21 protein-coding genes and 2 rRNA genes (1 of these 23 running past the window's edge) are annotated in these 25,447 nt (G+C 59.5%); 8 read left to right on the top strand and 15 right to left on the bottom strand.

Annotation, left to right across the window (positions count from 1 at the left end):
- Together NJC40_RS24780 and rrf are read left to right on the top strand one after the other, a co-directional pair.
- Positions 1–1,759: ribosomal RNA gene (locus NJC40_RS24780) — 23S ribosomal RNA — on the top strand (it extends 1,133 nt beyond the left edge of the window).
- Between the two features lie 133 nt (positions 1,760–1,892).
- Positions 1,893–2,008: ribosomal RNA gene (rrf, locus tag NJC40_RS24775) — 5S ribosomal RNA — on the top strand.
- Positions 2,009–2,133: 125 nt separating this feature from the next.
- On the opposite strand, the gene queD is transcribed toward rrf, so the two are convergent.
- Positions 2,134–2,490, bottom strand: coding sequence for a 6-carboxytetrahydropterin synthase QueD (gene queD, locus NJC40_RS24770; protein ID WP_144403353.1), 357 nt, complete (start codon positions 2,488–2,490; stop codon positions 2,134–2,136).
- Positions 2,491–2,661: 171 nt separating this feature from the next.
- On the opposite strand from queD, the gene NJC40_RS24765 reads away from it, so the two are divergent.
- The 6 genes from NJC40_RS24765 to NJC40_RS24740 all read left to right on the top strand — a co-directional run bounded on the left by NJC40_RS24765 (position 2,662) and on the right by NJC40_RS24740 (position 8,189).
- The gene (locus NJC40_RS24765) at positions 2,662–2,970 is read left to right on the top strand and encodes a PepSY domain-containing protein (protein WP_253141043.1); all 309 of its coding nucleotides are present in this window, start codon (positions 2,662–2,664) and stop codon (positions 2,968–2,970) included.
- Positions 2,970–3,278 (top strand): PepSY domain-containing protein, encoded by a 309-nt coding sequence (locus tag NJC40_RS24760; RefSeq protein ID WP_253141044.1) that lies wholly within the window; start codon positions 2,970–2,972, stop codon positions 3,276–3,278. Before NJC40_RS24765 ends, NJC40_RS24760 begins: the two co-directional genes overlap by 1 nt.
- Positions 3,278–3,946: a response regulator transcription factor gene (locus tag NJC40_RS24755; protein WP_045493204.1), complete on the top strand. Its 669-nt coding sequence runs from the start codon at positions 3,278–3,280 to the stop codon at positions 3,944–3,946. The genes NJC40_RS24760 and NJC40_RS24755 overlap by 1 nt, the downstream gene beginning before the upstream one ends.
- A complete protein-coding gene (locus NJC40_RS24750; protein WP_253141045.1) occupies positions 3,943–5,259 on the top strand; it encodes a sensor histidine kinase in 1,317 nt (438 codons plus the stop codon). Before NJC40_RS24755 ends, NJC40_RS24750 begins: the two co-directional genes overlap by 4 nt.
- A gap of 92 nt (positions 5,260–5,351) precedes the next feature.
- Positions 5,352–7,031 (top strand): methyl-accepting chemotaxis protein CtpM, encoded by a 1,680-nt coding sequence (gene ctpM / locus NJC40_RS24745; protein ID WP_045493198.1) that lies wholly within the window; start codon positions 5,352–5,354, stop codon positions 7,029–7,031.
- Positions 7,032–7,124: 93 nt separating this feature from the next.
- A complete protein-coding gene (locus tag NJC40_RS24740; RefSeq protein WP_045493195.1) occupies positions 7,125–8,189 on the top strand; it encodes an AI-2E family transporter in 1,065 nt (354 codons plus the stop codon).
- Positions 8,190–8,245: 56 nt separating this feature from the next.
- Here NJC40_RS24740 and nuoN read toward each other — a convergent pair whose 3' ends face one another.
- From nuoN to aceA, 14 genes are all read right to left on the bottom strand, one after another.
- Positions 8,246–9,715: an NADH-quinone oxidoreductase subunit NuoN gene (nuoN, locus tag NJC40_RS24735; protein WP_045493192.1), complete on the bottom strand. Its 1,470-nt coding sequence runs from the start codon at positions 9,713–9,715 to the stop codon at positions 8,246–8,248.
- Positions 9,716–9,722: 7 nt separating this feature from the next.
- Complete coding sequence (nuoM, locus tag NJC40_RS24730) at positions 9,723–11,255, bottom strand: NADH-quinone oxidoreductase subunit M (protein ID WP_045493189.1); 1,533 nt, start codon at positions 11,253–11,255, stop codon at positions 9,723–9,725.
- Between the two features lie 39 nt (positions 11,256–11,294).
- Positions 11,295–13,145: an NADH-quinone oxidoreductase subunit L gene (gene nuoL / locus NJC40_RS24725; RefSeq protein WP_045493186.1), complete on the bottom strand. Its 1,851-nt coding sequence runs from the start codon at positions 13,143–13,145 to the stop codon at positions 11,295–11,297.
- Positions 13,142–13,450, bottom strand: a complete 309-nt coding sequence (nuoK, locus tag NJC40_RS24720; protein WP_003317980.1) for an NADH-quinone oxidoreductase subunit NuoK — start codon at positions 13,448–13,450, stop codon at positions 13,142–13,144. Before nuoK ends, nuoL begins: the two co-directional genes overlap by 4 nt.
- The gene (nuoJ, locus tag NJC40_RS24715; RefSeq protein ID WP_045493178.1) at positions 13,447–13,962 is read right to left on the bottom strand and encodes an NADH-quinone oxidoreductase subunit J; all 516 of its coding nucleotides are present in this window, start codon (positions 13,960–13,962) and stop codon (positions 13,447–13,449) included. The genes nuoK and nuoJ overlap by 4 nt, the downstream gene beginning before the upstream one ends.
- Before the next feature lie 10 nt (positions 13,963–13,972).
- On the bottom strand, positions 13,973–14,521 hold the full coding sequence (gene nuoI, locus NJC40_RS24710) for an NADH-quinone oxidoreductase subunit NuoI (protein WP_045493175.1): 549 nt from the start codon (positions 14,519–14,521) through the stop codon (positions 13,973–13,975).
- Between the two features lie 12 nt (positions 14,522–14,533).
- The gene (gene nuoH, locus NJC40_RS24705) at positions 14,534–15,541 is read right to left on the bottom strand and encodes an NADH-quinone oxidoreductase subunit NuoH (RefSeq protein WP_045493172.1); all 1,008 of its coding nucleotides are present in this window, start codon (positions 15,539–15,541) and stop codon (positions 14,534–14,536) included.
- The gene (gene nuoG, locus NJC40_RS24700; RefSeq protein WP_253141046.1) at positions 15,538–18,261 is read right to left on the bottom strand and encodes an NADH-quinone oxidoreductase subunit NuoG; all 2,724 of its coding nucleotides are present in this window, start codon (positions 18,259–18,261) and stop codon (positions 15,538–15,540) included. Before nuoG ends, nuoH begins: the two co-directional genes overlap by 4 nt.
- A gap of 146 nt (positions 18,262–18,407) precedes the next feature.
- Positions 18,408–19,766 carry an NADH-quinone oxidoreductase subunit NuoF gene (gene nuoF, locus NJC40_RS24695; RefSeq protein ID WP_045493166.1) on the bottom strand — a complete coding sequence of 453 codons (1,359 nt, stop codon included), beginning with the start codon at positions 19,764–19,766 and terminating at the stop codon, positions 18,408–18,410.
- Entirely contained in the window at positions 19,763–20,260 is a 498-nt protein-coding gene (nuoE, locus tag NJC40_RS24690) for an NADH-quinone oxidoreductase subunit NuoE (protein WP_253117534.1), read from the bottom strand. The genes nuoF and nuoE overlap by 4 nt, the downstream gene beginning before the upstream one ends.
- Before the next feature lie 2 nt (positions 20,261–20,262).
- On the bottom strand, positions 20,263–22,044 hold the full coding sequence (gene nuoC / locus NJC40_RS24685; protein ID WP_253141047.1) for an NADH-quinone oxidoreductase subunit C/D: 1,782 nt from the start codon (positions 22,042–22,044) through the stop codon (positions 20,263–20,265).
- 73 nt (positions 22,045–22,117) lie between these two features.
- Positions 22,118–22,792, bottom strand: coding sequence for a NuoB/complex I 20 kDa subunit family protein (locus tag NJC40_RS24680; RefSeq protein WP_045493157.1), 675 nt, complete (start codon positions 22,790–22,792; stop codon positions 22,118–22,120).
- Between the two features lie 10 nt (positions 22,793–22,802).
- Entirely contained in the window at positions 22,803–23,216 is a 414-nt protein-coding gene (locus NJC40_RS24675; RefSeq protein ID WP_045493154.1) for an NADH-quinone oxidoreductase subunit A, read from the bottom strand.
- A 462-nt stretch (positions 23,217–23,678) separates the two neighbouring features.
- Complete coding sequence (gene aceA / locus NJC40_RS24670; protein WP_045493151.1) at positions 23,679–25,004, bottom strand: isocitrate lyase; 1,326 nt, start codon at positions 25,002–25,004, stop codon at positions 23,679–23,681.
- Positions 25,005–25,447 lie beyond the last annotated feature (443 nt).

Raw genomic sequence — 25,447 nt, 5'->3', positions numbered from 1 at the left:
AACCATGCACCGAAGCTACGGGTATCACCTTTTGGTGATGCGGTAGAGGAGCGTTCTGTAAGCCTGTGAAGGTGAGTTGAGAAGCTTGCTGGAGGTATCAGAAGTGCGAATGCTGACATGAGTAACGACAATGGGAGTGAAAAACTCCCACGCCGAAAGACCAAGGTTTCCTGCGCAACGTTAATCGACGCAGGGTTAGTCGGTCCCTAAGGCGAGGCTGAAAAGCGTAGTCGATGGAAAACAGGTTAATATTCCTGTACTTCCGGTTATTGCGATGGAGGGACGGAGAAGGCTAGGCCAGCCTGGCGTTGGTTGTCCAGGTTTAAGGTGGTAGGCTGGGATCTTAGGCAAATCCGGGATCCCAAGGCCGAGAGCTGATGACGAGTGTTCTTTAGAACATGAAGTGGTTGATGCCATGCTTCCAGGAAAAGCTCCTAAGCTTCAGATAATCGGGAACCGTACCCCAAACCGACACAGGTGGTTAGGTAGAGAATACCAAGGCGCTTGAGAGAACTCGGGTGAAGGAACTAGGCAAAATGGCACCGTAACTTCGGGAGAAGGTGCGCCGGTGAGGGTGAAGGACTTGCTCCGTAAGCCCATGCCGGTCGAAGATACCAGGCCGCTGCGACTGTTTATTAAAAACACAGCACTCTGCAAACACGAAAGTGGACGTATAGGGTGTGACGCCTGCCCGGTGCCGGAAGGTTAATTGATGGGGTTAGCGCAAGCGAAGCTCTTGATCGAAGCCCCGGTAAACGGCGGCCGTAACTATAACGGTCCTAAGGTAGCGAAATTCCTTGTCGGGTAAGTTCCGACCTGCACGAATGGCGTAACGATGGCGGCGCTGTCTCCACCCGAGACTCAGTGAAATTGAAATCGCTGTGAAGATGCAGTGTATCCGCGGCTAGACGGAAAGACCCCGTGAACCTTTACTATAGCTTTGCACTGGACTTTGAATTTGCTTGTGTAGGATAGGTGGGAGGCTATGAAGCGTGGACGCCAGTCTGCGTGGAGCCATCCTTGAAATACCACCCTGGCAACTTTGAGGTTCTAACTCAGGTCCGTTATCCGGATCGAGGACAGTGTATGGTGGGTAGTTTGACTGGGGCGGTCTCCTCCCAAAGAGTAACGGAGGAGTACGAAGGTGCGCTCAGACCGGTCGGAAATCGGTCGTAGAGTATAAAGGCAAAAGCGCGCTTGACTGCGAGACCCACACGTCGAGCAGGTACGAAAGTAGGTCTTAGTGATCCGGTGGTTCTGTATGGAAGGGCCATCGCTCAACGGATAAAAGGTACTCCGGGGATAACAGGCTGATACCGCCCAAGAGTTCATATCGACGGCGGTGTTTGGCACCTCGATGTCGGCTCATCACATCCTGGGGCTGAAGCCGGTCCCAAGGGTATGGCTGTTCGCCATTTAAAGTGGTACGCGAGCTGGGTTTAGAACGTCGTGAGACAGTTCGGTCCCTATCTGCCGTGGACGTTTGAGATTTGAGAGGGGCTGCTCCTAGTACGAGAGGACCGGAGTGGACGAACCTCTGGTGTTCCGGTTGTCACGCCAGTGGCATTGCCGGGTAGCTATGTTCGGAAAAGATAACCGCTGAAAGCATCTAAGCGGGAAACTTGCCTCAAGATGAGATCTCACTGGGATCTTGAATCCCCTAAAGGGCCGTCGAAGACTACGACGTTGATAGGTGGGGTGTGTAAGCGCTGTGAGGCGTTGAGCTAACCCATACTAATTGCCCGTGAGGCTTGACCATATAACACCCAAGCCATCTGCACAGCAGTGGCGGTGTGTGAAGACGATACAGCCGAAAGCTGATCAGCAAACGCCGAAAAATGTTCACATAACCGAATTTGCCAGCGTGTGAAAACGCACTGGCTACCGAATTTCTTGACGACCATAGAGTGTTGGAACCACCTGATCCCATCCCGAACTCAGTAGTGAAACGATACATCGCCGATGGTAGTGTGGGGCTTCCCCATGTGAGAGTAGGTCATCGTCAAGATTCAAACACAGAACCCCTGATCGCTCTGCGATCGGGGGTTTTGCTTTGCGTGAAAGAAAAGTCGGCCGCTCCTGCCGGGCAAAAAAAGACCGCCTCAGAGGGCGGTCAACAACGTCAATTCTGTTTCAGTCGCCTCGGTATTCACACCCGCTGGTGCAGGTCTCGTGAATACGAATGGCAGACAGCTCAGGTAACAGCGGCTTCAACTCATTCCAGATCCACTTGGCCAGATTTTCGCTGGTCGGGTTCTCCAGGCCGGGAATGTCATTGAGGTAGTTGTGATCCAGTCGCTCGTACAGCGGCTTGAATATCGCCTTGATCTCTGAGAAGTCCCGGATCCAGCCGGTATGGGGGTCGACCGGGCCGGACAGATGGATACCTACGCGAAATGAGTGGCCATGCAGGCGACCGCACTTGTGGCCTTCCGGCACGTGGGGAAGGCGATGCGCGGACTCAAAAGTGAATTCCTTGAAAATTTCCAAAATCTTGACTCTGAAACGAGATACAGCACACGAGTGTAACAGCAATACACTCAACACGGCATGATCAGTACCATTGCAAAGCTAATGGCATGTGGCCAGAGTCATTCAGTTTGAATTAAGTTCCTGAAGGTATGGTGACGGCATCAACATTAGCTGACCATGGAGCCAACAATGAAAGCTTTGCTGACCTTTACAACTGCCCTTGCCTGGGCCATGACGGCCAATCTGGCACAGGCCAGGGACCTGGGTCCGGATGAAGCCCTGCGACTCAGAGATACCGGTGTTATCCAGTCGTTCGAGAAACTCAATGCCGTTGCGCTGGCCGCTCATCCTGGTTCGAGCATTACCGATACTGAGCTCGAAAGTGAATACGGCAAATATGTTTACCAGGTGGAATTGCGCGATACTAAGGGCATTGAATGGGATCTGGAACTCGATGCGGTAACCGGGCAGATCTACAAGAACCATCAGGATAATTGATGACTGCTGCTAAGCGTCGTATCGCATTACTGGGTCTGCTGTTTACCTGCGCCTTGGTTCAGGCCCGCGACCTTGACCAGGATGAAGCCCTGCAACTGCGCCAGCGTGGCGTTATTCTGCCACTCGAACAGTTCATCGGGCAGGCCTTGGCGCGGTATCCCGGCGCCAGGTTGCTTGAGGCCGAACTCGAAGAAAAGAACGATGTGTATGTCTATGAGGTTGAATTGGTTACTCCTGAAGGCGTGGTACGTGAACTCAAGTTCGATGCCCGTGACAGTCGGTTACTCAAAGACGAGGAAGATGACTGATGCGTCTGTTGCTGGTTGAAGACCATGTATCTCTGGCTGATGAGCTAATGGCGACCCTGGCCCGCCAGGGTTATGCGGTTGACTGGTTGGCAGATGGCCGGGATGCGCAGTATCAGGGCCTGAGCGAGCCCTATGACCTCATCGTGCTTGATTTGGGATTGCCGGGCATACCCGGCCTGGAAGTTCTGGCGCACTGGCGCAGCAACGGTCTGGCGACGCCGGTGCTGGTGTTGACCGCGCGCGGCTCCTGGTCAGAGCGCATAGAGGGGCTCAAGGCCGGTGCAGACGATTACCTGACCAAGCCTTTTCATCCTGAAGAACTGCAATTGCGCATTCAGGGCCTGCTGCGCCGCGCCCGGGGCCTGGCTAATCAGCCGAAACTGGAGTCGGCCGGCTTGCACCTGGATGAGGGACGGCAATCGGTGGCACGCGACGGCGTCGATATCCAGCTGACTTCCGCAGAGTTCCGCTTGCTGCGCTACTTCATGCTGCACCCGGAGCAGATCCTTTCCAAGAGTCATCTGGCCGAGCATCTCTACGACGGCGAGAGCGAGCGTGATTCCAATGTCATCGAGGTTCACGTCAATCACTTGCGCCGCAAGCTGGGCCGCTCAGTGATCGAAACCCGCCGCGGTCAGGGTTATCTGTATGGTGGGGCTGGCGGTTGAGGTCCATCCAGCGACGTCTGAGCCTGGGGCTGGTCGCGATCATGCTGGTGATCGGCCTGGTCATGGCGCAGACCAGTCTGTGGTTGTTCGAGCTGGGCCTGCAGCGTTATCTGGAGTCAGGACTGCGCAACGAGAGTGAGAACCTGCTGGTCGCTATCGTGCGCGGCCCGGTGGGCTTGCAGCTTGACGAGCAGCGGTTGTCCGGCGCCTACCATCGGCCTTTCTCGGGGCACTACTTTCGCGTCGATTTTGCCGATGGCCACTGGCGCTCGCGATCCTTGTGGGATTTCGAGCTGCCCAAGCCACAGAGCACAGGGCTGCACAGCGACCTCGAACTGGGCGAGACTGGCCAGTCGTTATTGGTCCTGACAGCCGATTACCGCAAGTTCGGCCAGCAGTTCTCCATCAGCGTCGCGCAGGACTACACGCCAGTACGCCAGACCTTCAAGCGCGTGCAGCAGATTGGCATGGGGCTGGGGCTGGCGGCGTTGTTACTGGTTTTGGGCTTGCAGCGGGTTACTGTGCGCAGGGCACTGCGGCCTCTCAATACCGTACGTGAACAGATCTTTCAGTTGCAGCAGGGCCAGCGTTCGCAACTTGATGATCAGGTGCCTCGTGAGCTTGAGCCCTTGGTCGACCAGATCAACCATCTGCTTGCCCACACTGAAGACAGCCTCAAACGTTCGCGCAATGCCTTGGGCAATCTTGGCCATGCACTCAAGACTCCGTTGGCGGTGCTGCTCAGCATTGCGTCCAGCCCGGCGCTGGAGTCCCAGCCTGCGCTGCGCAAGACCTTGCATGAGCAACTGCAACAGATTCAGCAGCGTCTTGAACGTGAGCTTAATCGTGCACGCCTGTCGGGAGATGCGTTACCGGGGGCACGCTTTGATTGCGATGTGGAGCTTCCGGCACTGTTCAGCACCCTGAATATGATCCATGGCGAACACTTGCAACTGATCAACGACACCCCAACCGGGCTGACGCTGCCCTGGGATCGCGAGGATTTGCTCGAGCTGCTCGGCAATCTGCTGGACAACGCCTGCAAATGGGCCGACAGCGAGGTGAGCCTGAGCATCAGTGTCAGCGCAGCAGGAACATGCCTGTTGATTGATGACGACGGTCCGGGTATTCCTGAGTCACGCCGTGAAGGGGTTTTCAGCCGAGGAACCCGTCTGGATGAACAGATTAGCGGCCACGGGCTTGGCTTGGGCATTGTTCGTGATATCGTGGAAACATGGGGTGGCACATTGCAACTGCTGGTGAGCCCGGCAGACGGGCTACGCGTCCGTATCGATTTGCCAGAACGTAAATGAATTGCCAAAGGGGCATCAGTTTCCTGGCTATCAGTCGATAGCTGATCAAGAGCGCTTGTTTCAAGAACGACAATAACGATAAGGCAAAGATCATGCGACCCAATCTCAAGGCCAAAGTGCTGTCACTGGCGATTGCGCCGGTTCTGTTATTCGCCCTGGTCGTCAGTGCCTCGACGATCTATATCCTCCACCAACAGGCTGATATAGAGGTCAACGAGACCCGTGAACGTCTGCTTGAAGAAGCCAAAAGCAATCTCAAGGATCACGTCTCCGTCGCCATCAGTGCGATCAAACCCCTTTACGATGCTGCCGCGCCTGGCGATGAAGCGCCCCGCGCCGCTGCGATCAAGCAGTTTGCCTCTGTCAGCTACGGCAAAGACGGTTATCTGTTCGGCTATGATTCGGAGATTATCCGGATCTTTCGCAGTAACAGCACCGATGGTCTGGGCAAGAGCTTCAAGGACACCAAGGACCCCAACGGCATCTACCTGAACCGCGAACTGGTGGCGGTGGCTAAAAACGGTACTCACTACGTGCGCTACGCCTCGGCATTGCCGGGCAAGAGCGAACCGGTACCTAAAGTGGGTTACACCGAATACCTGCCCAAGTGGGACCTGGTGGTTGGCAGCGCGGTCAACCTTGATGGCATCGAGGCCCAGGTCGAACAGGTGCGCAAGAATGTCGATGCTCGCCTGCAGGACATGCTCTACAGCATTGTCGGCATTACTTTGGTGGTGCTGGTCATCATCAGCGTGATTGGCGTGCTGGTGACAGGCACGCTGCTGCGCCCACTGCGCCTGATGAAAGCCAGCCTTGACGATATTGCCGCCGGCGAAGGCGACCTGACCCGCCGTCTGCCTGTCACCAGTCAGGACGAGTTGGGCGAGCTTGCCGGTTCTTTCAATCGCTTTGTCGACAAGATCCATTCGTTGGTGCGGCAAATGACCGAAGTGACCTCGCAACTCACCGGGCTGGTGGCTGAGGTGTCCTCCCAGGCTCAGCGCTCTGAGCAGGCCATGGAGCGCCAGCGCTACGAAACCGATCAGGTGGCCACTGCCATCAACCAGATGTCTGCAGCTGCCCACGAGGTGGCCAGCAGCGCGCAAAATGCCTCGAACGCCGCGCAGCAGACCGACGAGCAGGGGCGTACTGCCAAGCGGGTGGTGGACGGCAGCATTGTGCAGATCCATTCGCTGGTCGAAGACATTCGCAAAAGTGGTGTGTCGCTCGACAGCCTGCAGCAAGACGTCGGGTCGATTGTCAGCGTTCTGGGGGTGATTCGTTCGATTGCCGAGCAGACCAACCTGTTGGCGCTCAACGCAGCCATCGAAGCGGCGCGGGCCGGCGAGGCGGGACGTGGCTTTGCCGTGGTTGCCGATGAGGTTCGGGCGCTGGCTAGCCGAACCCAGCAGAGCACTCAGGAAATCCAGGGCATGATCGACCGTCTGCAGTCTGGCACTCAAGAGGCAGTCAGTGCCATGCGGCGTTCCAGTGAGGCGGGGGAGGGCACCTCGGTGCAGGCCAACGAAGCCGGCCGTTCGCTGGTCACCATTGGTGAACTGATCGCCACCATCAACGCGATGAACGCGCAGATTGCCAGCGCCGCAGAGGAGCAGACTGCCGTGGCCGAAGAGATCAACCGCAGCGTGCACCAGATCGCCGTAGCAGTGGACAGCGTTGCTGAGGAAACCCGCCAGAGCGCGATCACTTCACGCAGCCTGTCCGATCTCGGCCAGCGGCTGGGAGGGCTGGCGGCACAATTTCGCGTCTGAACCATTGCCCGAAGGCTTCGGGGCACTCCTGCGTGTCGTGGCTGACTAATGCTCTGAGCGGGCATCTAGCCAGCCTGACGACACGGATGAGACATGAACGAAACCTCCCTGCATTACAAGACCTTTCTGCTCCTGTTGGTGCTGGTCAGCATCGCTTTTATCTGGATCCTGCTGCCGTTCTATGGCGCGGTATTCTGGGCGGTGATCCTGGCCATTATCTTTTCCCCCATGCAGCGTCGCCTGCAACTCAAGCTGGGCTGGCCACGTAACCGTATCTCGTTGCTGACCTTGGGAATCTGTCTGGTCATCGCCATTTTGCCGGTGATCGTGATCAGCGCCATGTTGGTTCAGGAAGGCGCGCTGCTGTACAAGAATGTCGAGAGCGGCAAGCTGGATGTCGCGCAGTACCTGACCGAGTACAAGGAACTGTTGCCGGCCTCAGGGCAGCGTCTGCTGGACCGGATGGGCATGGGCGATTTCAACGGCTTGCGCGACAAAATCTCCAAGGGGGCCATGCAAGGCAGCCAATACCTGGCCGGCCAGGCGTTCAGTTTTGGTCAGGGCACTTTCGATTTTGTGGTCAGCTTCTTCATCATGCTTTACCTGCTGTTCTTTTTCCTGCGTGACGGTCAGGAACTGGTCCGCAAGATGCGCAATGCAGCGCCATTGGCAGACCAGCACAAGCGCCGCCTGCAATTGAAGTTCACCCGCGTGGTGCGCGCCACGGTCAAGGGCAACCTGGTGGTTGCGGTCACCCAGGGCGCGCTGGGTGGCCTTATCTTCTGGTTCCTCGATATTCCCAGTGCGTTGCTCTGGGCAGTGATCATGGCCTTCCTGTCGCTGTTGCCGGCGGTGGGTGCAGGGATTGTCTGGGCGCCGGTGGCAGTGTACTTCCTGCTCAGCGGGATGATCTGGCAAGGTGTGGTACTGGCCTTGTTCGGCGTGTTTGTGATCGGCCTGGTAGATAACGTGCTGCGCCCGGTACTGGTCGGCAAGGACACTCGGATGCCGGACTACCTGATCCTGATCAGCACCCTGGGCGGCATGTCGGTATTTGGCCTCAATGGCTTTGTCATCGGGCCGTTGATCGCTGCCCTGTTCATGTCGTCCTGGGCACTGTTCAGCAGCAATAAACGCCCGGTACGCCTGCCGGGTTAAAAAAACCCAGGCAATAAAAAACCCTGCCGAGGCAGGGTTTTTTTATGCGCAGTGAATCAGCTCGGTACTTGCAGGCCGGTACTAAGTACCAGATCCAGCAACGGCTGCGGGTACACACCCAGCACGAAGGTCAGGATCGCCACGGCCAGCAGCATCACACCGCCGGTACGCTGTGCCCAGTTGAAGGCGGCGTCATGACGCGGCAGCTTGTTGTCGACCAGGTACATGGTGACCATCACCCGCAGGTAGTAGAACACGCCGATGGCGCTACCCAGCACCAGCGTACCGATCAGCCACCACAGGTGCGACTCGACACCGGCAGCGATGATGTAGAACTTGCCGATGAAGCCTGCAGTGAGCGGAATACCCGCCAGCGACAGCATCATCAGGGTCATCACTGCGGTCAGGTATGGACGACGCCAGAACAGGCCGCGGTACTCGAACATGGCATCAGCGTCACGGCCGCTGTACGGCGAGGACATCATGGTGATCACACCGAAGCTGCCCAGCGAGGTCAGCACATAGGTGGTCAGGTACACGCCGATGGCTTCTACCGCCATGCCCTTGCTTGCCACCAGCGCGATCATCAGGTAACCGAAGTGGGCGATCGAGGAGTAACCCAGCAGCCGCTTGAGGTTGTTCTGCACCAGTGCCAGCAGGTTGCCGACCAGGATGGATGCCACGGCCACAACCGCCAGCACGTCCAGCACCACACCGCCGCTTGCCGCCGGCGACATCTGGAACAGCCGCACCAGCACCGCGAACACCGCCACCTTGCTGGCAGTGGCCAGGAAGGCCGCGACCGGCGCCGGAGCACCTTCATAAACGTCTGGCGTCCAGAGGTGGAACGGCACCAGCGAGAGCTTGAAGCCCAGGCCGATGACCATCATGCCCAGACCCATGCTGGCAATCGGGCTAGGCAAGCCTGTGGCCTCCAGCGCCTTGCCGATCGCGTCGAAGCTCAGGCTGCCGGCTTCGGCGTACAGCAGTGCCATGCCGAACAGCAGGAACGCTGAGCCGGCTGCCGACAGCACCATGTACTTGATACCGGCTTCCAGCGAACGCTTGTTGAAGAACGCATAGGCTACCAGGCCATAGACCGGTACCGAGAGCAATTCCAGGCCGATGAACAGGCCGGCCAGGTTCTGCGCGCAGACCAGCACCATGCCGCCGGCTGCCGCCAGCAGAATCAGCAGGTACAGTTCTTCGCGGTTGCCTGGATAGCCGGTCTTGTCATCACCCAGATAGGCATGAGCCATGGTCACGCAAGCCAGGGTCGAAGCGAGGATCAGCGCCATGTAGAAGCAGGCGAACGGATCGACCAGCAGCAGTGGGGTGACCACCAGTGGCGCGACCTTCAGGGCCGGGTAAACCGACAGCAGGGCCAGGTTCAGGCCGGCCACGCTGAGCAGGAAGGTTTGCGAGTGATTGCGGCGCCATGCGATGGCCAGCATCACCACCACAAGGGTGATACTGGTGATCAGCAGAGGGCCTAGCGCAATAAAGTGTTGAATCGTCAGGTCCATAGCGCTCTTACCGGGCCGAAGCGAGTTGAGTGAAGGCAGTGCCTAGCCATTGCTGCACGCCGTGCATGGTCGACGCCGAAGTGTCCAGGAACGGCTGCGGGTAGACCCCGAGCACGATCAGCAGGACGGCAAGACCCAGCACCATGATCATTTCCCGTGCATCCAGGCCCTTGTAGACCGCATCGGACTGCGACGGGCCGAAGTAGGCGCGGTGGATCATGATCAGCGAATAGACCGAACCGAACACCAGACCGGAGGTGGCGATGGCAGTGACCCATGGCGAGCTGACGAAGGCACCCAGCAGGATCAGGAACTCACCGACGAAGTTACCGGTGCCGGGCAGGCCCAGCGACGCGGCTGCGAAGAACAGGCTGATTGCCGGCAGGTAAGGAATGCGCGACCACAGGCCACCCATCTGGCGCATGTCACGGGTGTGCAGACGCTCGTACAACTGGCCGCTGAGGATGAACAGTGCCGCTGCCGACAGGCCGTGGGCGATCATCTGGATCACCACGCCCTGCAGGGCTTGCTGGCTGCCCGAGTAGATACCGATCAGCACGAAGCCCATGTGCGAGACGCTGGAGAACGCGATCAGGCGCTTGATGTCGCTCTGGGCGAACGCCAGGAAGGCACCGTAGAAAATCCCGACCAGACCCAGGGTCATGGCAATCGGCGCGAACTCTGCCGAAGCATTCGGAAACAGCGGCAGAGCAAAGCGCAACAGGCCGTATGCAGCAGTTTTCAGCAGGATACCGGCCAGGTCCACGGAACCTGCGGTCGGCGCCTGGGCGTGAGCGTCAGGCAGCCACGAGTGCAGCGGCACCACCGGCAGCTTCACCGCGAAAGCGATGAAGAAGCCCAGCATCAGGATGTACTCGGTGCCAGGTGCCAGTTGCGTTTTGAGCAGCTCGGCATAGGCGAAGGTCAGGGTGCCGGTCTGGTTGTAATGCACCAGAACCAGACCAAGGATCGCCACCAGCATGATCAGGCCGCTGGCCTGGGTGAAGATGAAGAACTTGGTCGCGGCGTAAATCCGGGTCTTCTTGCCGTCCGAGGAGCTGTGACCCCAGAGTGCGATGAGGAAATACATCGGCACCAGCATCATTTCCCAGAAGAAGAAGAACAGGAACAGGTCGATGGCCAGGAACACACCGACCACGCCACCGAGGATCCACATCAGGTTGAGGTGGAAGAAGCCGACCTTGCGGTCGATCTCTTTCCACGAACACAGCACCGACAGCACACCGAGCAGGCCGGTGAGCATGATCATCAGCAGCGACAGGCCATCGAGCGCCAGGTGCAGGCTGATACCGAAGCGGGTGATCCACTGGGCCTGGAATTCCAGGGCCCAGGCAGGATTACCGCCCGGCGCAGGGGCCAGGGTGTAGTTGCCGACAGCCCACAGCCACAGGCCGAGGCCCAGCAGCAGGGACATGGTCGCCAGCGCGATCCAGCGTGGCATTGTCGCGCTGACGCGCTCGAACTGCCAGCAGAGCAGGCCGCCGATAAAGGGGATCAGGATTAGCCAAGGCAGAATCATGACGGGCTCAATTCCTTTCGCAAATTCGCAAGGTTCATGTCAGACCGCAACCAGAATGCCGCCCAGTACCAGAACGGCACCAAACGCGATCGAGGCAGCGTACCAACGAAGCTGACCAGTCTCGGTGCGGCTCATGGAAACATGACCGCCTTTGACCAGACGCGGGATCACACCAATGAGACGGTCGAACGGATCACTGCGCAGCAAGTGACTGATCGCCAGGTATGGCTTGACGAACAGTTTGTCGTAGATCCAGTCGAAGCCCCAGGCGGCGAACCACCAAGCCGAGAGCAAACGGCCGATACGGCTGTTGGCGATGGCGGTAGCCAGAGTGCGTTTGCCCAGGAACAGCAGCGCGGCGAGCACGATACCGGCAATGGCAATGGCCCCCGAAGCGATCTCCAGACTGTGCTTGGCATCGCCGCCGGCATGGCCGACGCTTTGCGGCAGCACGCCTGCCAGTGGTGGAGTGATCCAGGCACCGATGAAGGTCGACAGCACGATCAGCACCGACAGTGGCAGCCAGTGCGAGATGCCATGGCCTGCATGAGCTTCGGTCTTGGCCTCGCCGTGGAAGGCGATGAAGATCAGCCGGAAGGTGTAGATCGAGGTCATGAACGCACCGGCAAGACCGGCATACAGCAGGCCGGTATGGCCGCTGGCGAAAGCCTCCCAGAGGATCTCGTCCTTGGAATAGAAACCGGCGGTCAGCAGCGGCAGGGCGGCCAGGGCGGCGCCGCCGACGATGAAGCTGGCGTAGGCCAGAGGCAGTTTCTTCCACAAGCCACCCATCTTGAAGATGTTCTGCTCGTGGTGGCAGGCGACGATCACCGCACCGGAGGCAAGGAACAGCAGGGCCTTGAAGAACGCGTGGGTCATCAGGTGGAAGATCGCACCTTCCCAGGCACCGACGCCCAGGGCCAGGAACATGTAGCCGATCTGGCTCATGGTCGAGTAGGCGAGAATCCGCTTGATGTCGGTCTGTACCAGCGCGGCGAAGCCGGCCAGTACTAGCGTCACACCACCGACGACGCCGACCAGATGCAGGATATCCGGCGCCAGGACGAACAGACCGTGGGTACGGGCGATCAGGTACACGCCGGCGGTGACCATGGTCGCGGCGTGAATCAGTGCCGAAACCGGAGTAGGACCGGCCATTGCATCAGCCAGCCAGGTCTGCAGCGGCAGTTGCGCGGATTTACCTACGGCACCGCCAAGCAGCATCAGGGTCGCCAGCACGATCCAGAAGTCGCCGGCCTTGAAGTGCTCAGGCGCACGCACCAGCAGTTCCTGGATATTCAGGGTGCCCAGTTGCTGGAACAGGATGAACAGACCGATCGCCATGAACACGTCGCCGATCCGGGTGACGATGAAGGCTTTCAGTGCGGCATCGCCATTCTTGCGCTGGCCATAGTAGAAACCGATCAGCAGGTAGCTGCACAGGCCCACGCCTTCCCAACCGAAGTAGATGAACAGCAGGTTGTCGCCCAGGATCAGGAACAACATGCTGGCAATAAACAGGTTGGTGTAGGAGAAGAAGCGCGAGTAGCCCTCTTCGCCGCGCATGTACCAGGAGGCGAACAGATGGATCAGAAAGCCCACCCCGACCACCACGCCGAGCATGGTGACCGACAGGCCGTCCAGGTACAGGGCGAAGTTGGGGCTGAAGCCGTCCACGTCCATCCAGCGCCACAGCACCTGGGTGTAGTGGCCGCCTTCGGGTGGTGCGACGTTGAACTGCCAGATGATCCAGGCAGTGACAATGGCCGACAGGCCGACCGAGCCGACGCCGATCAGTGCCGCGAGGTTCTCCGAGATACGGCCACGGGAGAACGACAGCAGCAGCCAACCGATCAGGGGAAATACAAAAGTCAGAAAGAGAAGGTTCATCCGCGCATCTCGCTGGCAGCATCGATATCGAGAGTGTGGAAGCGGCGATACAGCTGCATCAGGATCGCCAGGCCGATACTGGCCTCGGCAGCTGCAAGGCTGATCACCAGAATGAACATTACCTGTCCATCCGGTTGACCCCAGCGGCTACCGGCTACCACGAATGCCAGGGCGGCGGCATTCATCATGATTTCCAGGCTCATCAGCACGAAAAGGATGTTGCGGCGCACCATCAGGCCGACCAGGCCAAGGCAGAACAGCACCCCGGCAACCGCCAGGCCGTGTTCGAGAGGAATTGCATTCATGGCTGGGCTCCTTCTTCCTTGGTATCGGTACGGCCAAGGTGGAATGCGGTCACGGCAGCCGCCAGCAGCAGCATCGAGGCCAGTTCCACCACCAGCAGGTAAGGACCGAACAGGCTGATGCCGACGGCCTTGGCGTCCACTGTGGTGTGGCCCAGGCCGGCACCGCTCGGGTTGGCAAACAGCACATACAGCAGTTGGAACAGCAGCATGCCGCCCAGGAACACAGGTCCCGCCCAGATCCCAGGCTTGAACCAGTTACGTTCTTGCTGCACCGAGGCAGGGCCCAGATTGAGCATCATGACCACGAACACGAACAGAACCATGATCGCGCCAGCGTAGGCGATGATTTCCAGCACCCCGGCAAATGGTGCGCCGAGGCTGAAGAAGGTCATAGCCACGGCGATCAGTGAGATGATCAGGTAGAGCAGGGCATGCACGGGATTGGTGTTCGTGATGACCCGTAAGGTCGACACGACAGCAATGCCGGATGCAAAGTAGAAAGCGAATTCCATCTGGACTTCCTTAAGGCAGCAAGCTCTTGACGTTGATCGGTTCGGCTTCACTCTGCGCGGCGCCTTTGGGCTTGCCGGAGATTGCCATGCCGGCAACGCGATAGAAGTTATAGTCGGGGTTCTTGCCGGGGCCGGAAATCAGCAGGTCTTCTTTCTCGTACACCAGGTCTTGGCGCTTGAAGTCAGCCATTTCGAAATCCGGGGTCAACTGGATCGCGGTAGTCGGGCAGGCTTCTTCGCACAGGCCGCAGAAAATGCAGCGCGAGAAGTTGATGCGGAAGAACTCCGGGTACCAGCGACCGTCTTCGGCCTCGGTCTTCTGCAAGGCGATGCAGCCGACCGGGCAGGCCACGGCGCACAGGTTGCAGGCCACGCAGCGTTCTTCACCGTCGGGGTCGCGGGTCAGGACGATCCGGCCGCGATAGCGTGGTGCCAGATAAACCGGTTCTTCCGGGTATTGCAGGGTGTCGCGCTTGCGAAAGCCGTGACCGAAAATCATCACCAGGCTGCGCAACTGGGTACCGGTACCCTTAACGATGTCGCCAATATATTTGAACATGGGTCAGTTACCTCACTGAACCGCGCCTGCCGGCGTGTTGAGCAACACGATCGCGGCAGTCACCAGCAAATTGATCAGGGTCAGCGGCAGGCAGAATTTCCAGCTGAAATCCATCACCTGGTCATAGCGCGGGCGCGGAATCGAAGCGCGCAGCAGGATGAACAGCATGATGAAGAACGCGGTCTTCAAAGCGAACCAGATGAAGGGGATCTGCGGCAGGATACCGAACGGACCATGCCAGCCACCGAAGAACAGGGTGACCAGCAGCGCCGAGATCAGCACGATGCCGATGTACTCGCCGACGAAGAACATGCCCCATTTCATGCCGGCATATTCAATGTGGTAACCGTCGGCCAGTTCTTGCTCGGCTTCGGGCTGGTCGAACGGGTGACGGTGAGTCACGGCGACGCCAGCGACGAAGAACGTACAGAAGCCGAGGAACTGTGGAATGATGAACCACAGGTTCTGCGCCTGATACTCGACGATGTCGCGCATGTTGAACGAGCCGGCCTGAACCACCACGCCCATCAGCGCAAGACCCATGAACACTTCGTACGACACGGTCTGGGCCGAGGCCCGCAGGCTGCCCAGCAAGGCGTACTTGTTGTTACTCGACCAACCGGCGAACAGCACTGCGTACACCGACAGACCCGCCATCGCGAAGAAGAACAGCAGGCCGATGTTCAGGTCTGCGACACCCCAGGTCGGGGTGATCGGGATGACGATGAACGAGATCAGCAAGGCGCTCATGGCCACCACCGGTGCCAGGGTGAAGATCACCTTGTCGGCAAACGGCGGCATCCAGTCTTCTTTGAAGAACATCTTCAGCATGTCGGCAGCGATCTGGAACATACCGAACGGGCCAACCCGGTTCGGGCCATAGCGGTCCTGCCACCAGCCCAGCAGGCGTCGCTCGACGAAGCTGAGCAACGCGCCGCTGATGACCACGGCAAGCAGGATGACGATGGCCTTGAGGACCGCAATGATCACATCGATCACTTCAGGGGTGAACCAGCTCATTGCGCTGCCTCCTGCAGACCGGCCACGGATTTGCCGGAAAACGCCGGCGGAATGCCTGCCAGACCGACCGGCAGGGCGACCAGGCCAGCGCCCAGTTCTTCATTGATGCGCAGCGGCAGACGCAGGGTCTGGCCGGCCACCTCCAGGCTGACCAGCGCGCCCTCGTTGACGCCCAGACGATCGGCTTCTGCTTTGGCCAGTGCAACGTAAGCAGCCGGGATGCGCTCTTGCACCGGTGCGGCTTTCGAAGAATTCTCTTCGCTGCCGAACAGGTGGTAGAACGGCACCGCTTGCCAGCTACCCTGCGCCGGAGCGAAGGCGCGTGGCACGCTGGCAAACCAGCTCAGCTTGTCGCCGGTGCTTTCGATCAGACGCACGCCCGGGTCACCGGCACGCAGATGACCGCCGACCTCGTCCTGGAACTTGTTCCAGGCCTGCGGTGAGTTCCAGCCCGGTGACCAGGCGAATGGCACCTGCTGGCGTGGTTCGACCGAGCCCGAATAACCTTCCATCGAGAACGAGAACGCCGTGTCCTTGTCTTGTGGCGTGCGCGGCTCGTGCACGCTGATATTGGCGCGCATCGAGGTCCGGCCGCTGTAACGCAGCGGTTCGCGAGCCAGCTTCAGACCTTTGATACGGAACGACGCGGACGGTGCGGCATCGACAATACCTGCCAGGCGGGGGTTGGCCGCGGCGCAGGCTTCGGTGACCTGGTCGAGCTGGGTCCAGTCCACCGGCTGATTGAGCAGGGTCGAACGCAGCGCGTGCAGCCAGCGCCAGCCTTCGTGGACCAGAATGCTGGCGTCCAGATAGGTCGGATCGAACACCTGGAAGAAACGCTGGGCGCGGCCTTCCTGGCTGACCAGGGTGCCATCGCCTTCAGCGAAGCTGGCCGCTGGCAGGACCAGATGGGCACGGTCGGCGGTCGCGGTCTTCTGGTGATCGGCAACGATCACTACCTTGGCCGCGTTCAGTGCGGCGTCCACGGTGGCGGCATCGGTACGGCTGTACAGGTCGTTTTCCAGCACCACGATGGCGTCGGCCTGACCCGAGATCACCTGCTGCAGCGCAGCATCGAGCGAATCACCACCGAGCAGGGCCAGGCCCATGCTGTTGGCTTCCGGCACCACCAGGCTCAGCGAGCCTTCTTTCTCGCGCAGTTTCAGTGCCTTGGCGATGTTGGCGGCGGCTTCGATCATGGCCTTGGAGCCCAGCGAACCGCCGGAGATGATCAGTGGGCGTTTGGCGGCCAGCAACGCATCGGCGATGGTTTTCACCAGTTCCAGCGCTTCGGCGTCCAGGCCAGCAACAGCCGGGGCGCTGGCGTCGATGGCGTGGGCCACGGCAAAGCCGAGACGGGCGAGGTCGTCTGGCGCGGCGTGCACGCAGTGCTCGGCCACGTCGTCCAGACGGGTGTCTGTCAGGCTGGCAATGAACAGCGGGTTCAGTTCGTGCTGGGCAATGTTACGCACCGCAGCATCAAGCCATGGCTGGACCTTCATGGCGGCGGCCATGTCGCGGGCCTTGCCCTTGACCGCCTGACGCACGGCCAGGGCGACCCGGGCAGCCGTCTGGGTCAGGTCTTCGCCAAGAATGAAGATCGCGTCGTGATCTTCGATGTCACGCATGTTCGGCACCGGCAGCGGGCTGTCGCTCAATACCTGGGCGATCAGGCGCACGCGCTCAAGCTCACCGGCTTCAATACCGCTGTAGAAGTGCTCGGCACCGACCAGTTCGCGCAGCGCGTAGTTGCCTTCCAGGCTGGCGCGTGGCGAGCCGATACCAACGATGTTACGCCCGCGCAGCAGGTCGGCGGCGGTGTCCAGCGCGTCGTCCAGGCTCAGTTTCAGCTGCTCCTGGCCCTTGTTCAGCAGCGGCTGGCGCGGACGATCCTTGCGGTTGACGTAGCCATAGCCGAAACGGCCACGGTCGCACAGAAAGTACTGGTTCACCGATCCGTTGAAACGGTTTTCGATGCGCCGCAGTTCGCCATAACGCTCACCGGGGCTGATGTTGCAGCCGCTGGAGCAGCCATGGCAGATGCTCGGGGCAAACTGCATGTCCCACTTGCGGTTGTAGCGCTCGGAGTGGGTCTTGTCGGTGAACACGCCGGTCGGGCAGACCTCGGTCAGGTTGCCGGAAAACTCGCTCTCCAGCACGCCGTCTTCAACGCGACCGAAGTACACGTTGTCGTGAGCGCCATACACGCCCAGGTCGGTGCCGCCGGCGTAGTCCTTGTAGTAACGCACGCAGCGGTAGCAGGCGATGCAGCGGTTCATCTCGTGAGCGACGAACGGCCCCAGGTCCTGATTCTGGTGCGTGCGCTTGGTAAAGCGATAGCGGCGCTCGTTGTGGCCGGTCATCACGGTCATGTCTTGCAGGTGGCAGTGACCGCCTTCCTCGCAGACCGGGCAGTCATGCGGGTGGTTGGTCATCAGCCATTCGACGACACTGGCGCGGAACGCCTTGGACTCTTCATCTTCGATGGAGATCCAGGTGTTGTCGGTGGCAGGGGTCATGCAGGACATGACGATCCGGCCGCGGGTATCGTTTTCATCGTTGTACTGCTTGACCGCGCACTGGCGGCAGGCACCGACGCTACCCAGCGCGGGGTGCCAGCAGAAATACGGAATGTCGAGGCCCAGGGACAGACAAGCCTGTAGCAGGTTGTCCGCACCGTTGACTTCGAGCGCTTTGCCGTCTACGTGGATAGTGGCCATGGTTCAAAGTTCTTCGTTGGCCCGTTGTCAGCGGGCGTGGCTAATGGAATCCGGTGGTACCTGCTTCGCTCGGCCCCTTCATGGAAGGGGCGGCGTCAGCCGGTACAGGGTCGCCATGCCAGGCATTGGCGACCGGTCAGTCTTGTTTATGCCCCGACTGTGGTCGGGATCTTGCCGGGGATGGGCAGGCCCGCGCTTGCTGGCGCGACACCGGCCTCGAATTCCGGCCTGAAGTACTTGATCGCGCTACCCAGCGGCTCGACCGCACCCGGTGCGTGAGCACAGAAGGTCCGGCCAGGGCCGAGGAAGTTGACCAGGCCCAGCAGCGTCTCGATGTCTTCGGCACGGCCCTGGCCTTTTTCCAGGGCGCGCAGCATCTTCACGCTCCAGGGCAGGCCATCGCGGCACGGAGTACAGAAGCCACAGGACTCCTGGGCAAAGAACTCTTCCATGTTGCGCAGCAAGGAAACCATGTTGACCTTGTCGTCCACCGCCATGGCCAGGCCCGTACCCATCCGGGTACCGACCTTGGCGATGCCGCCGGCGTACATTTGCGCGTCCAGATGTTCCGGAAGCAAAAAGCCGGTACCGGCGCCGCCTGGCTGCCAGCACTTGAGCTTGAAGCCGTCGCGCATGCCGCCGGCGTAGTCTTCGAACAGCTCGCGGGCCGGCACGCCGAACGGCAGCTCCCACAGGCCCGGGTTCTTGACCTTACCGGAAAAGCCCATCAGCTTGGTGCCATGGTCTTCACTGCCTTCGCGGGCCAGCGACTTGTACCAGTCGTTGCCGTTGTTGACGATGGCCGGCACGTTGCACAGGGTTTCGACGTTGTTCACGCACGTCGGCTTGCCCCACACGCCTACGGCGGCAGGGAAGGGCGGCTTGGAGCGCGGGTTGGCGCGGCGGCCTTCCAACGAGTTGATCAGTGCGGTTTCTTCACCGCAGATGTAACGGCCGGCGCCGGTGTGCACGAACAGCTCGAAATCAAAACCGCTGCCAAGAATGTTCTTGCCCAGCAGGCCGGCAGCCTTGGCTTCTTCGACCGCACGGTTGAGGTGGCGGGCGGCGGTGACGTACTCACCGCGCAGGAAGATGTAGCCGCGGTAGGCTTTCAGTGCACGGGCACTGATCAGCATGCCTTCGATCAGCAGATGGGGCAGTTGCTCCATCAGCATGCGGTCTTTCCAGGTGTTGGGTTCCATTTCATCGGCGTTACACAGCAGGTAACGGATGTTCATGGACTCGTCTTTAGGCATCAGACCCCACTTCACGCCGGTGGGGAAGCCTGCGCCACCACGACCTTTGAGACCGGAGTCCTTGACCGATTGGACGATGTCATCGGGCGATTGCTGGGTCAGCGCCTTGCGCGCCGCAGCGTAGCCGTCCTTGCTCTGGTACTCGTCGAGCCACACCGGCTCGCCGTCGTCACGCAGACGCCAGGTCAGCGGGTGGGTTTCAGCCGTGCGCGCAATGCGGTTGGCCGGACCGAAGGAAGTCAGGGTCATGGGTAAGCCTCCAGCATCTTGGCAACGCCGCCGGGCTGCAGATTGCCGAATGTATCGTCATCGACCATTACCGCTGGCGCCTTGTCGCAGTTGCCCAGGCAGCACACCGGCAGCAGGGTAAAGCGGCCGTCGGCGGTGGTCTGGCCCGGAGCGATGCCCAGCGAGCTCTGGATTTCTTCGACGATCGACTCGTGACCGGCAATGAAGCACACCATGCTGTTGCAGACGCGGATGATGTGCCGGCCGACCGGCTGACGGAAGATCTGGCTGTAGAAGGTGGCTACGCCTTCGACGTCGCTGGCAGGGATGCCGAGGATGTCGCTGATCGCATAGATCGCGCCGTCCGGCACCCAGCCGCGCTGCTTCTGGACAATTTTCAAGGCTTCGATGGACGCCGCACGCGGGTCCTCGTAGTGATGCATTTCGTGCTCGATGGCCGAGCGCTCTGTTTCGCTGAGAACGAAACGGTCTGTCTGGATAAGTGGGCTGTTCATTCTTAGCGGTCCACGTCGGCCATAACGAAGTCGATACTACCCAGGTACGCAATCAGGTCCGCGACCATGCTGCCTTTGATCACCGAAGGGATCTGTTGCAGGTGCGGATAGCTCGGAGTACGGATCCGGGTACGGTAGCTCATGGTGCCGCCGTCGCTCGTCAGGTAATAACTGTTGATACCCTTGGTCGCTTCGATCATCTGCAATGATTCGTTGGCCGGCATGACCGGACCCCACGAAACCTGCAGGAAGTGGGTGATCAAGGTTTCGATGTGCTGCAGGGTGCGCTCTTTTGGTGGCGGCGTGGTCAGCGGGTGATCCGCCTTGTACGGGCCTTCAGGCATGTTGCGCAGGCACTGGTCGATGATGCGGATACTCTGACGCATCTCCTCGACACGAACCATGCAGCGGTCGTAGGCGTCGCCGTTGTGGGCCAGTGGCACTTCAAATTCGAAGTTCTCGTAGCCCGAGTACGGACGCGCCTTGCGCAGGTCGAAATCACAGCCGGTGGAACGCAGGCCAGCACCTGTGACGCCCCATTCCAGCGCCTCTTTGGTGTTGTAGGCGGCCACACCGATGGTCCGGCCCTTGAGAATGCTGTTCTGCAAGGCGGCTTTGGTGTACTCGTCGAGGCGCTTGGGCAGCCAGTCGACGAAGTCCTTGACCAGTTTCTCCCAGCCGCGCGGCAGGTCGTGAGCCACGCCACCGATGCGGTACCAGGCCGGGTGCAGGCGGAAACCGGTGATCGCCTCGATCACGGTGTAGGCGCGCTGGCGGTCGGTAAAGGTGAAGAACACCGGGGTCATGGCGCCGACGTCCTGGATATAGGTACCCAGGAACAGCAGGTGGCTGGTGATGCGGAAGAACTCGGCCATCATGATGCGGATGGTGTCGACCCGGTCCGGCACCTTGATACCGGCGAGTTTTTCCACCGCCAGCACGTACGGCAGGTTGTTCATCACCCCGCCGAGGTAGTCGATACGGTCGGTGTAGGGGATGTAACTGTGCCAGGACTGACGCTCGCCCATCTTCTCTGCACCACGGTGGTGGTAGCCGATGTCCGGAACGCAGTCGACGATCTCTTCACCGTCCAGTTGCAGCACGATACGGAAAGCACCGTGCGCAGACGGGTGGTTGGGGCCGAGGTTGAGGAACATGTAGTCCTCGTTCGCCCCAGAACGCTTCATGCCCCAGTCTTCGGGGTTGAAGCGCGCGGCTTCTTCTTCAAGCTGCTGCTTGGCAAGGTTCAGGCTGTACGGGTCGAACTCGGTGGCGCGGGCCGGGAAGTCCTTGCGCAGCGGGTGACCTTCCCAGGTCGGCGGCATCATGATGCGCGACAGGTGCGGGTGGCCCGGGAAATCGATGCCGAACATGTCCCACACTTCACGCTCGTACCAGTTGGCGTTAGGCCAGATACGGGTGACGGTAGGTACGCTCAGGTCGCTTTCGGACAGCGCGACCTTGATCATTACGTCACTATTACGTTCAACCGACATCAGGTGGTAGAACACCGTGAAGTCAGCGCCCGGCAAGCCGCGGCGATGGGTGCGCAGACGCTCGTCGACACCATGCAGGTCATAGAGCATGGAGTACGGTTTGGCGACATTGCGCAGGAACGTCAGTATTTCGATCAGCCGGGCGCGTTCGACCCACAGCACCGGCATGCCGGTACGGGTCGGCTGGGCCGTGAAGGCCTCGGCGCCGAAGCGGGAATTCAGTTCATTGACGACATCTTGGTCGTCAGCCTTGTACGGCGGGATGTACAGAGCGGTGCCTGCAGTCATAGGTCTCAATCACTTCGGTCAACGTACAGAGTCAACCCCGTTCTTGTCTTTGTTATAAGAACAACGGGGCGTATCAGACTTCGTCGGGGCTGCGCAGGTTGGTGACCTGAATACGCTGTTCGCGGCGCTGAACCTTGGTCGACGGCATTTCGGCACGGTAGATGCCTTGATCGCCGACAACCCAGGAAAGCGGGCGCCGCTCTTTGCCGATCGACTCCTGCAGCAGCATCAAGCCTTGCAGGAACGCTTCGGGGCGGGGCGGGCAGCCTGGCACGTAGACATCCACAGGCAGGAACTTGTCCACGCCCTGAACCACGGAGTAAATGTCATACATGCCGCCGGAGTTAGCGCACGAGCCCATGGAAATGACCCACTTGGGTTCGAGCATTTGCTCGTAGAGACGCTGGATGATCGGAGCCATCTTGATAAAGCAGGTCCCGGCAATAACCATGAAATCCGCCTGACGCGGCGATGCCCGGATGACTTCGGCGCCGAAGCGCGCGATGTCGTGGGGCGCCGTGAAGGCGGTGGTCATTTCCACGTAGCAGCACGAAAGGCCGAAGTTATACGGCCACAGGGAGTTTTTGCGCCCCCAGTTGACTGCGTTGCTCAGAACATCTTCGAGCTTGCCCATGAAGATGTTCTTGTGAACCTGGTCTTCTAACGGGTCGGAAACGGTTTCCCGTTCACCGATTGGATACTGCTCGTTAGGCGCATCCGGGTCGATCCTGGTGAGATTGTATTGCATTGCCAAAGCCTCATTGTTTTAGCTTCGCCTGCCGCTTACGACGACCTTCGGGTGCCCAATCGAGCGCCCCCACTCGCCAAAGGTAGACAAGACCTGCCAACAGAATTGCTATGAAAACGAGAGCTTCGACGAATCCGGCCCAGCCGCTTTCGCGTACCGACACAGACCATGCAAAGAGAAAGAGGGCTTCGATATCGAAGATCACGAACAGCATCGCGACCAGATAGAATTTTGCGGAGAGTCGCAGCCGGGCGCCGCCGGTGGGCAACATGCCAGACTCGAAAGGTTCGTTCTTGCTGCGCCCCCAGGCGCGGCTGCCGAGCAGGCTGGACAGGCCAAGCATGAAGGCACAGAGGCCGACGACGCCCAAAAGGAAGATGGCGAGGGCCCAGTTGTGGGCGATCAAACCTGTCGATTCGGACATGCTGGCAATCCTTAATCAGAGCGCGAAAGGGCTCTGAGCTTGAAATATTTAAGAGTGTAGGCCGTGACGAAATGTCGCAACGAAATCAATAACACTGATTTTATGTGCAAATAGAGGGCAAGTAAATTTTCTACATGAAAATTATTCGACCGGTTGGTCGCAGTAATGGCTTGCATGGCGCTGCAGGCCACGTAAACCGTGTATTACTACTGTTTTAGTCAAGTATGTTTATCGTATCGAAAAGCGAACGAAGAAAATCTTAATGATAATTGATATCATCCGGTAATCAGTTTCATTGGTTTGCTGCTGCTGAAAGAAAGTGATTTAACTCATCTTACAAGTAGCACAATTGCGAGAATGCCACCTTGCTTGAGGTCAATGTTGCGGAAAGTAACGTTACTCGGGGTGTAAAAGATGAGCCACTGGTAAAAGTGGCTCATGGTTACTCAACTGCGCTCAGTTTCAGTGAAACTGCTCCTGCTCGGTGGAGCCGGTGAGGGCGGTGACCGACGAACTGCCACCCTGAATCACTGTGGTCATGTCGTCGAAATAGCCGGTACCGACTTCCTGTTGGTGGGCGACGAAGGTGTAACCCTTGGCGGCGTCGGCAAACTCCTGTTCCTGCAGCTTGACGTAGGCGGTCATGTCATTGCGGGCGTAGTCATGCGCCAGGCTGAACATGCCATGCCACATGTTGTGGATGCCGGCCAGGGTGATGAACTGATGTTTGTAGCCCATCGCAGACAGCTCGCGCTGGAATTTGGCGATGGTGGCATCGTCCAGGTTCTTCTTCCAGTTGAAGGATGGCGAGCAGTTGTACGACAGCAGCTGGTCCGGGTATTCCTTCTTGATTGCCTCGGCAAACCGGCGAGCCTCGTCCAGATCCGGCTTGGCGGTCTCGCACCACACCAGGTCGGCATAAGGTGCGTAGGCCAGGCCCCGGGCGATCGCCTGATCGAGGCCGGCGCGCACCTTGTAGAAGCCTTCCTGGGTGCGGGTCCCGGTCACGAATGGCTGATCATAAGGGTCGCAGTCAGAGGTCAGCAGGTCGGCAGCGTTGGCGTCGGTGCGCGCCAGGATAATGGTCGGCACCCCGGCCACGTCGGCAGCCAGACGTGCGGCAACCAGCTTCTGCACCGCTTCCTGGGTCGGCACCAGTACCTTGCCGCCCATATGACCGCACTTTTTAACCGAGGCCAGCTGGTCTTCGAAATGCACCCCGGCGGCGCCGGCTTCAATCATGCTTTTCATCAGCTCATAAGCATTGAGCACACCGCCAAAGCCGGCCTCGGCGTCCGCCACGATAGGGGCAAAGTAATCGATGTAGCCTTCATCGCCGGGATTCTTGCCGGTTTTCCATTGAATCTGGTCGGCCCTGGTGAAGGCGTTGTTGATCCGTCGCACGACGGTGGGCACCGAGTCGACCGGGTACAGTGATTGGTCGGGGTACATGGACTCGGCCGAGTTGTTGTCGGCAGCGACCTGCCAGCCGGACAGGTAAATGGCCTGGATACCCGCCTTGACCTGCTGGACGGCTTGTCCGCCGGTCAGTGCCCCCATGCAGTTGACGAAGTCTTTGTCGGGACGAAACGACGGTCGCGCACCCTGGGTAATCAGGTTCCACAGTTTTTCGGCGCCCAGTTTTGCAAACGTGTGTTCCGGTTGTACCGAGCCACGCAGGCGGACGACATCAGCAGCAGAATAGGTTCGGGTCACATTGTTCCAGCGCGGATTTTCAGCCCAGTCTTTTTCAAGAGCCGCTATTTGTTGTTCGCGTGTCAGTGCCATGTTGATAAACCTCAGTTCCTGGGTTTTTCAGGCTGTGAAGCGTCGCGTCGATGACTCGCTACGTTTCAGCAGTCTGATGCGGTTGGAGTGTCCTGCTCCGCCAAAACGCCTCGTTTATCGAAGGCACGATTAGCTCACTGATCGGAAAACTTGCGGCGAACCGCATTTGCATCGGGTTGCGACGGATGAACGAATGGCTCGGGGTGTCGAGCGGGCATTCAGGTGCTGTCGAAAAGTACGCACAGAACGATGTTGCACAGTGCGAAGCTCACTACATTTTATCTGACTGCCGAACAGGGCTACCGTCCCTCAGGACAACTTCGTTCCAGTCGCAACCTCGTCAAACTGCCTTTTGGGCGGTCAAGACACGAAACGGTCCATGCAGTGGCGACGGACGTGCTTCGAAGGCTCTATTCAAGCCTCTGATCAGCGGGAGCGAGGCC

Source organism: Pseudomonas sp. 21LCFQ02 (assembly GCF_024129895.2).
Lineage (GTDB): Bacteria > Pseudomonadota > Gammaproteobacteria > Pseudomonadales > Pseudomonadaceae > Aquipseudomonas.
This window is presented reverse-complemented; position numbering and strand designations above follow the sequence as displayed.

Bases quoted from the DNA above. Each gene is read 5' to 3' on its own strand.
- nuoE (WP_253117534.1), bottom strand. From the start codon at position 20,260: ATGAACAGCCCACTTATCCAGACAGACCGTTTCGTTCTCAGCGAAACA.
- ctpM (WP_045493198.1), top strand. From the start codon at position 5,352: ATGCGACCCAATCTCAAGGCCAAAGTGCTGTCACTGGCGATTGCGCCG.
- nuoJ (WP_045493178.1), bottom strand. From the start codon at position 13,962: ATGGAATTCGCTTTCTACTTTGCATCCGGCATTGCTGTCGTGTCGACC.
- NJC40_RS24765 (WP_253141043.1), top strand. From the start codon at position 2,662: ATGAAAGCTTTGCTGACCTTTACAACTGCCCTTGCCTGGGCCATGACG.
- NJC40_RS24740 (WP_045493195.1), top strand. From the start codon at position 7,125: ATGAACGAAACCTCCCTGCATTACAAGACCTTTCTGCTCCTGTTGGTG.
- nuoH (WP_045493172.1), bottom strand. From the start codon at position 15,541: ATGAGCTGGTTCACCCCTGAAGTGATCGATGTGATCATTGCGGTCCTC.
- nuoK (WP_003317980.1), bottom strand. From the start codon at position 13,450: ATGAATGCAATTCCTCTCGAACACGGCCTGGCGGTTGCCGGGGTGCTG.
- nuoG (WP_253141046.1), bottom strand. From the start codon at position 18,261: ATGGCCACTATCCACGTAGACGGCAAAGCGCTCGAAGTCAACGGTGCG.
- NJC40_RS24755 (WP_045493204.1), top strand. From the start codon at position 3,278: ATGCGTCTGTTGCTGGTTGAAGACCATGTATCTCTGGCTGATGAGCTA.
- nuoL (WP_045493186.1), bottom strand. From the start codon at position 13,145: ATGAACCTTCTCTTTCTGACTTTTGTATTTCCCCTGATCGGTTGGCTG.
- NJC40_RS24760 (WP_253141044.1), top strand. From the start codon at position 2,970: ATGACTGCTGCTAAGCGTCGTATCGCATTACTGGGTCTGCTGTTTACC.
- aceA (WP_045493151.1), bottom strand. From the start codon at position 25,004: ATGGCACTGACACGCGAACAACAAATAGCGGCTCTTGAAAAAGACTGG.
- NJC40_RS24675 (WP_045493154.1), bottom strand. From the start codon at position 23,216: ATGTCCGAATCGACAGGTTTGATCGCCCACAACTGGGCCCTCGCCATC.
- nuoM (WP_045493189.1), bottom strand. From the start codon at position 11,255: ATGATTCTGCCTTGGCTAATCCTGATCCCCTTTATCGGCGGCCTGCTC.
- nuoF (WP_045493166.1), bottom strand. From the start codon at position 19,766: ATGACCCTGACTTCCTTCGGTCCGGCCAACCGCATTGCGCGCACGGCT.
- nuoI (WP_045493175.1), bottom strand. From the start codon at position 14,521: ATGTTCAAATATATTGGCGACATCGTTAAGGGTACCGGTACCCAGTTG.
- NJC40_RS24680 (WP_045493157.1), bottom strand. From the start codon at position 22,792: ATGCAATACAATCTCACCAGGATCGACCCGGATGCGCCTAACGAGCAG.
- nuoC (WP_253141047.1), bottom strand. From the start codon at position 22,044: ATGACTGCAGGCACCGCTCTGTACATCCCGCCGTACAAGGCTGACGAC.
- nuoN (WP_045493192.1), bottom strand. From the start codon at position 9,715: ATGGACCTGACGATTCAACACTTTATTGCGCTAGGCCCTCTGCTGATC.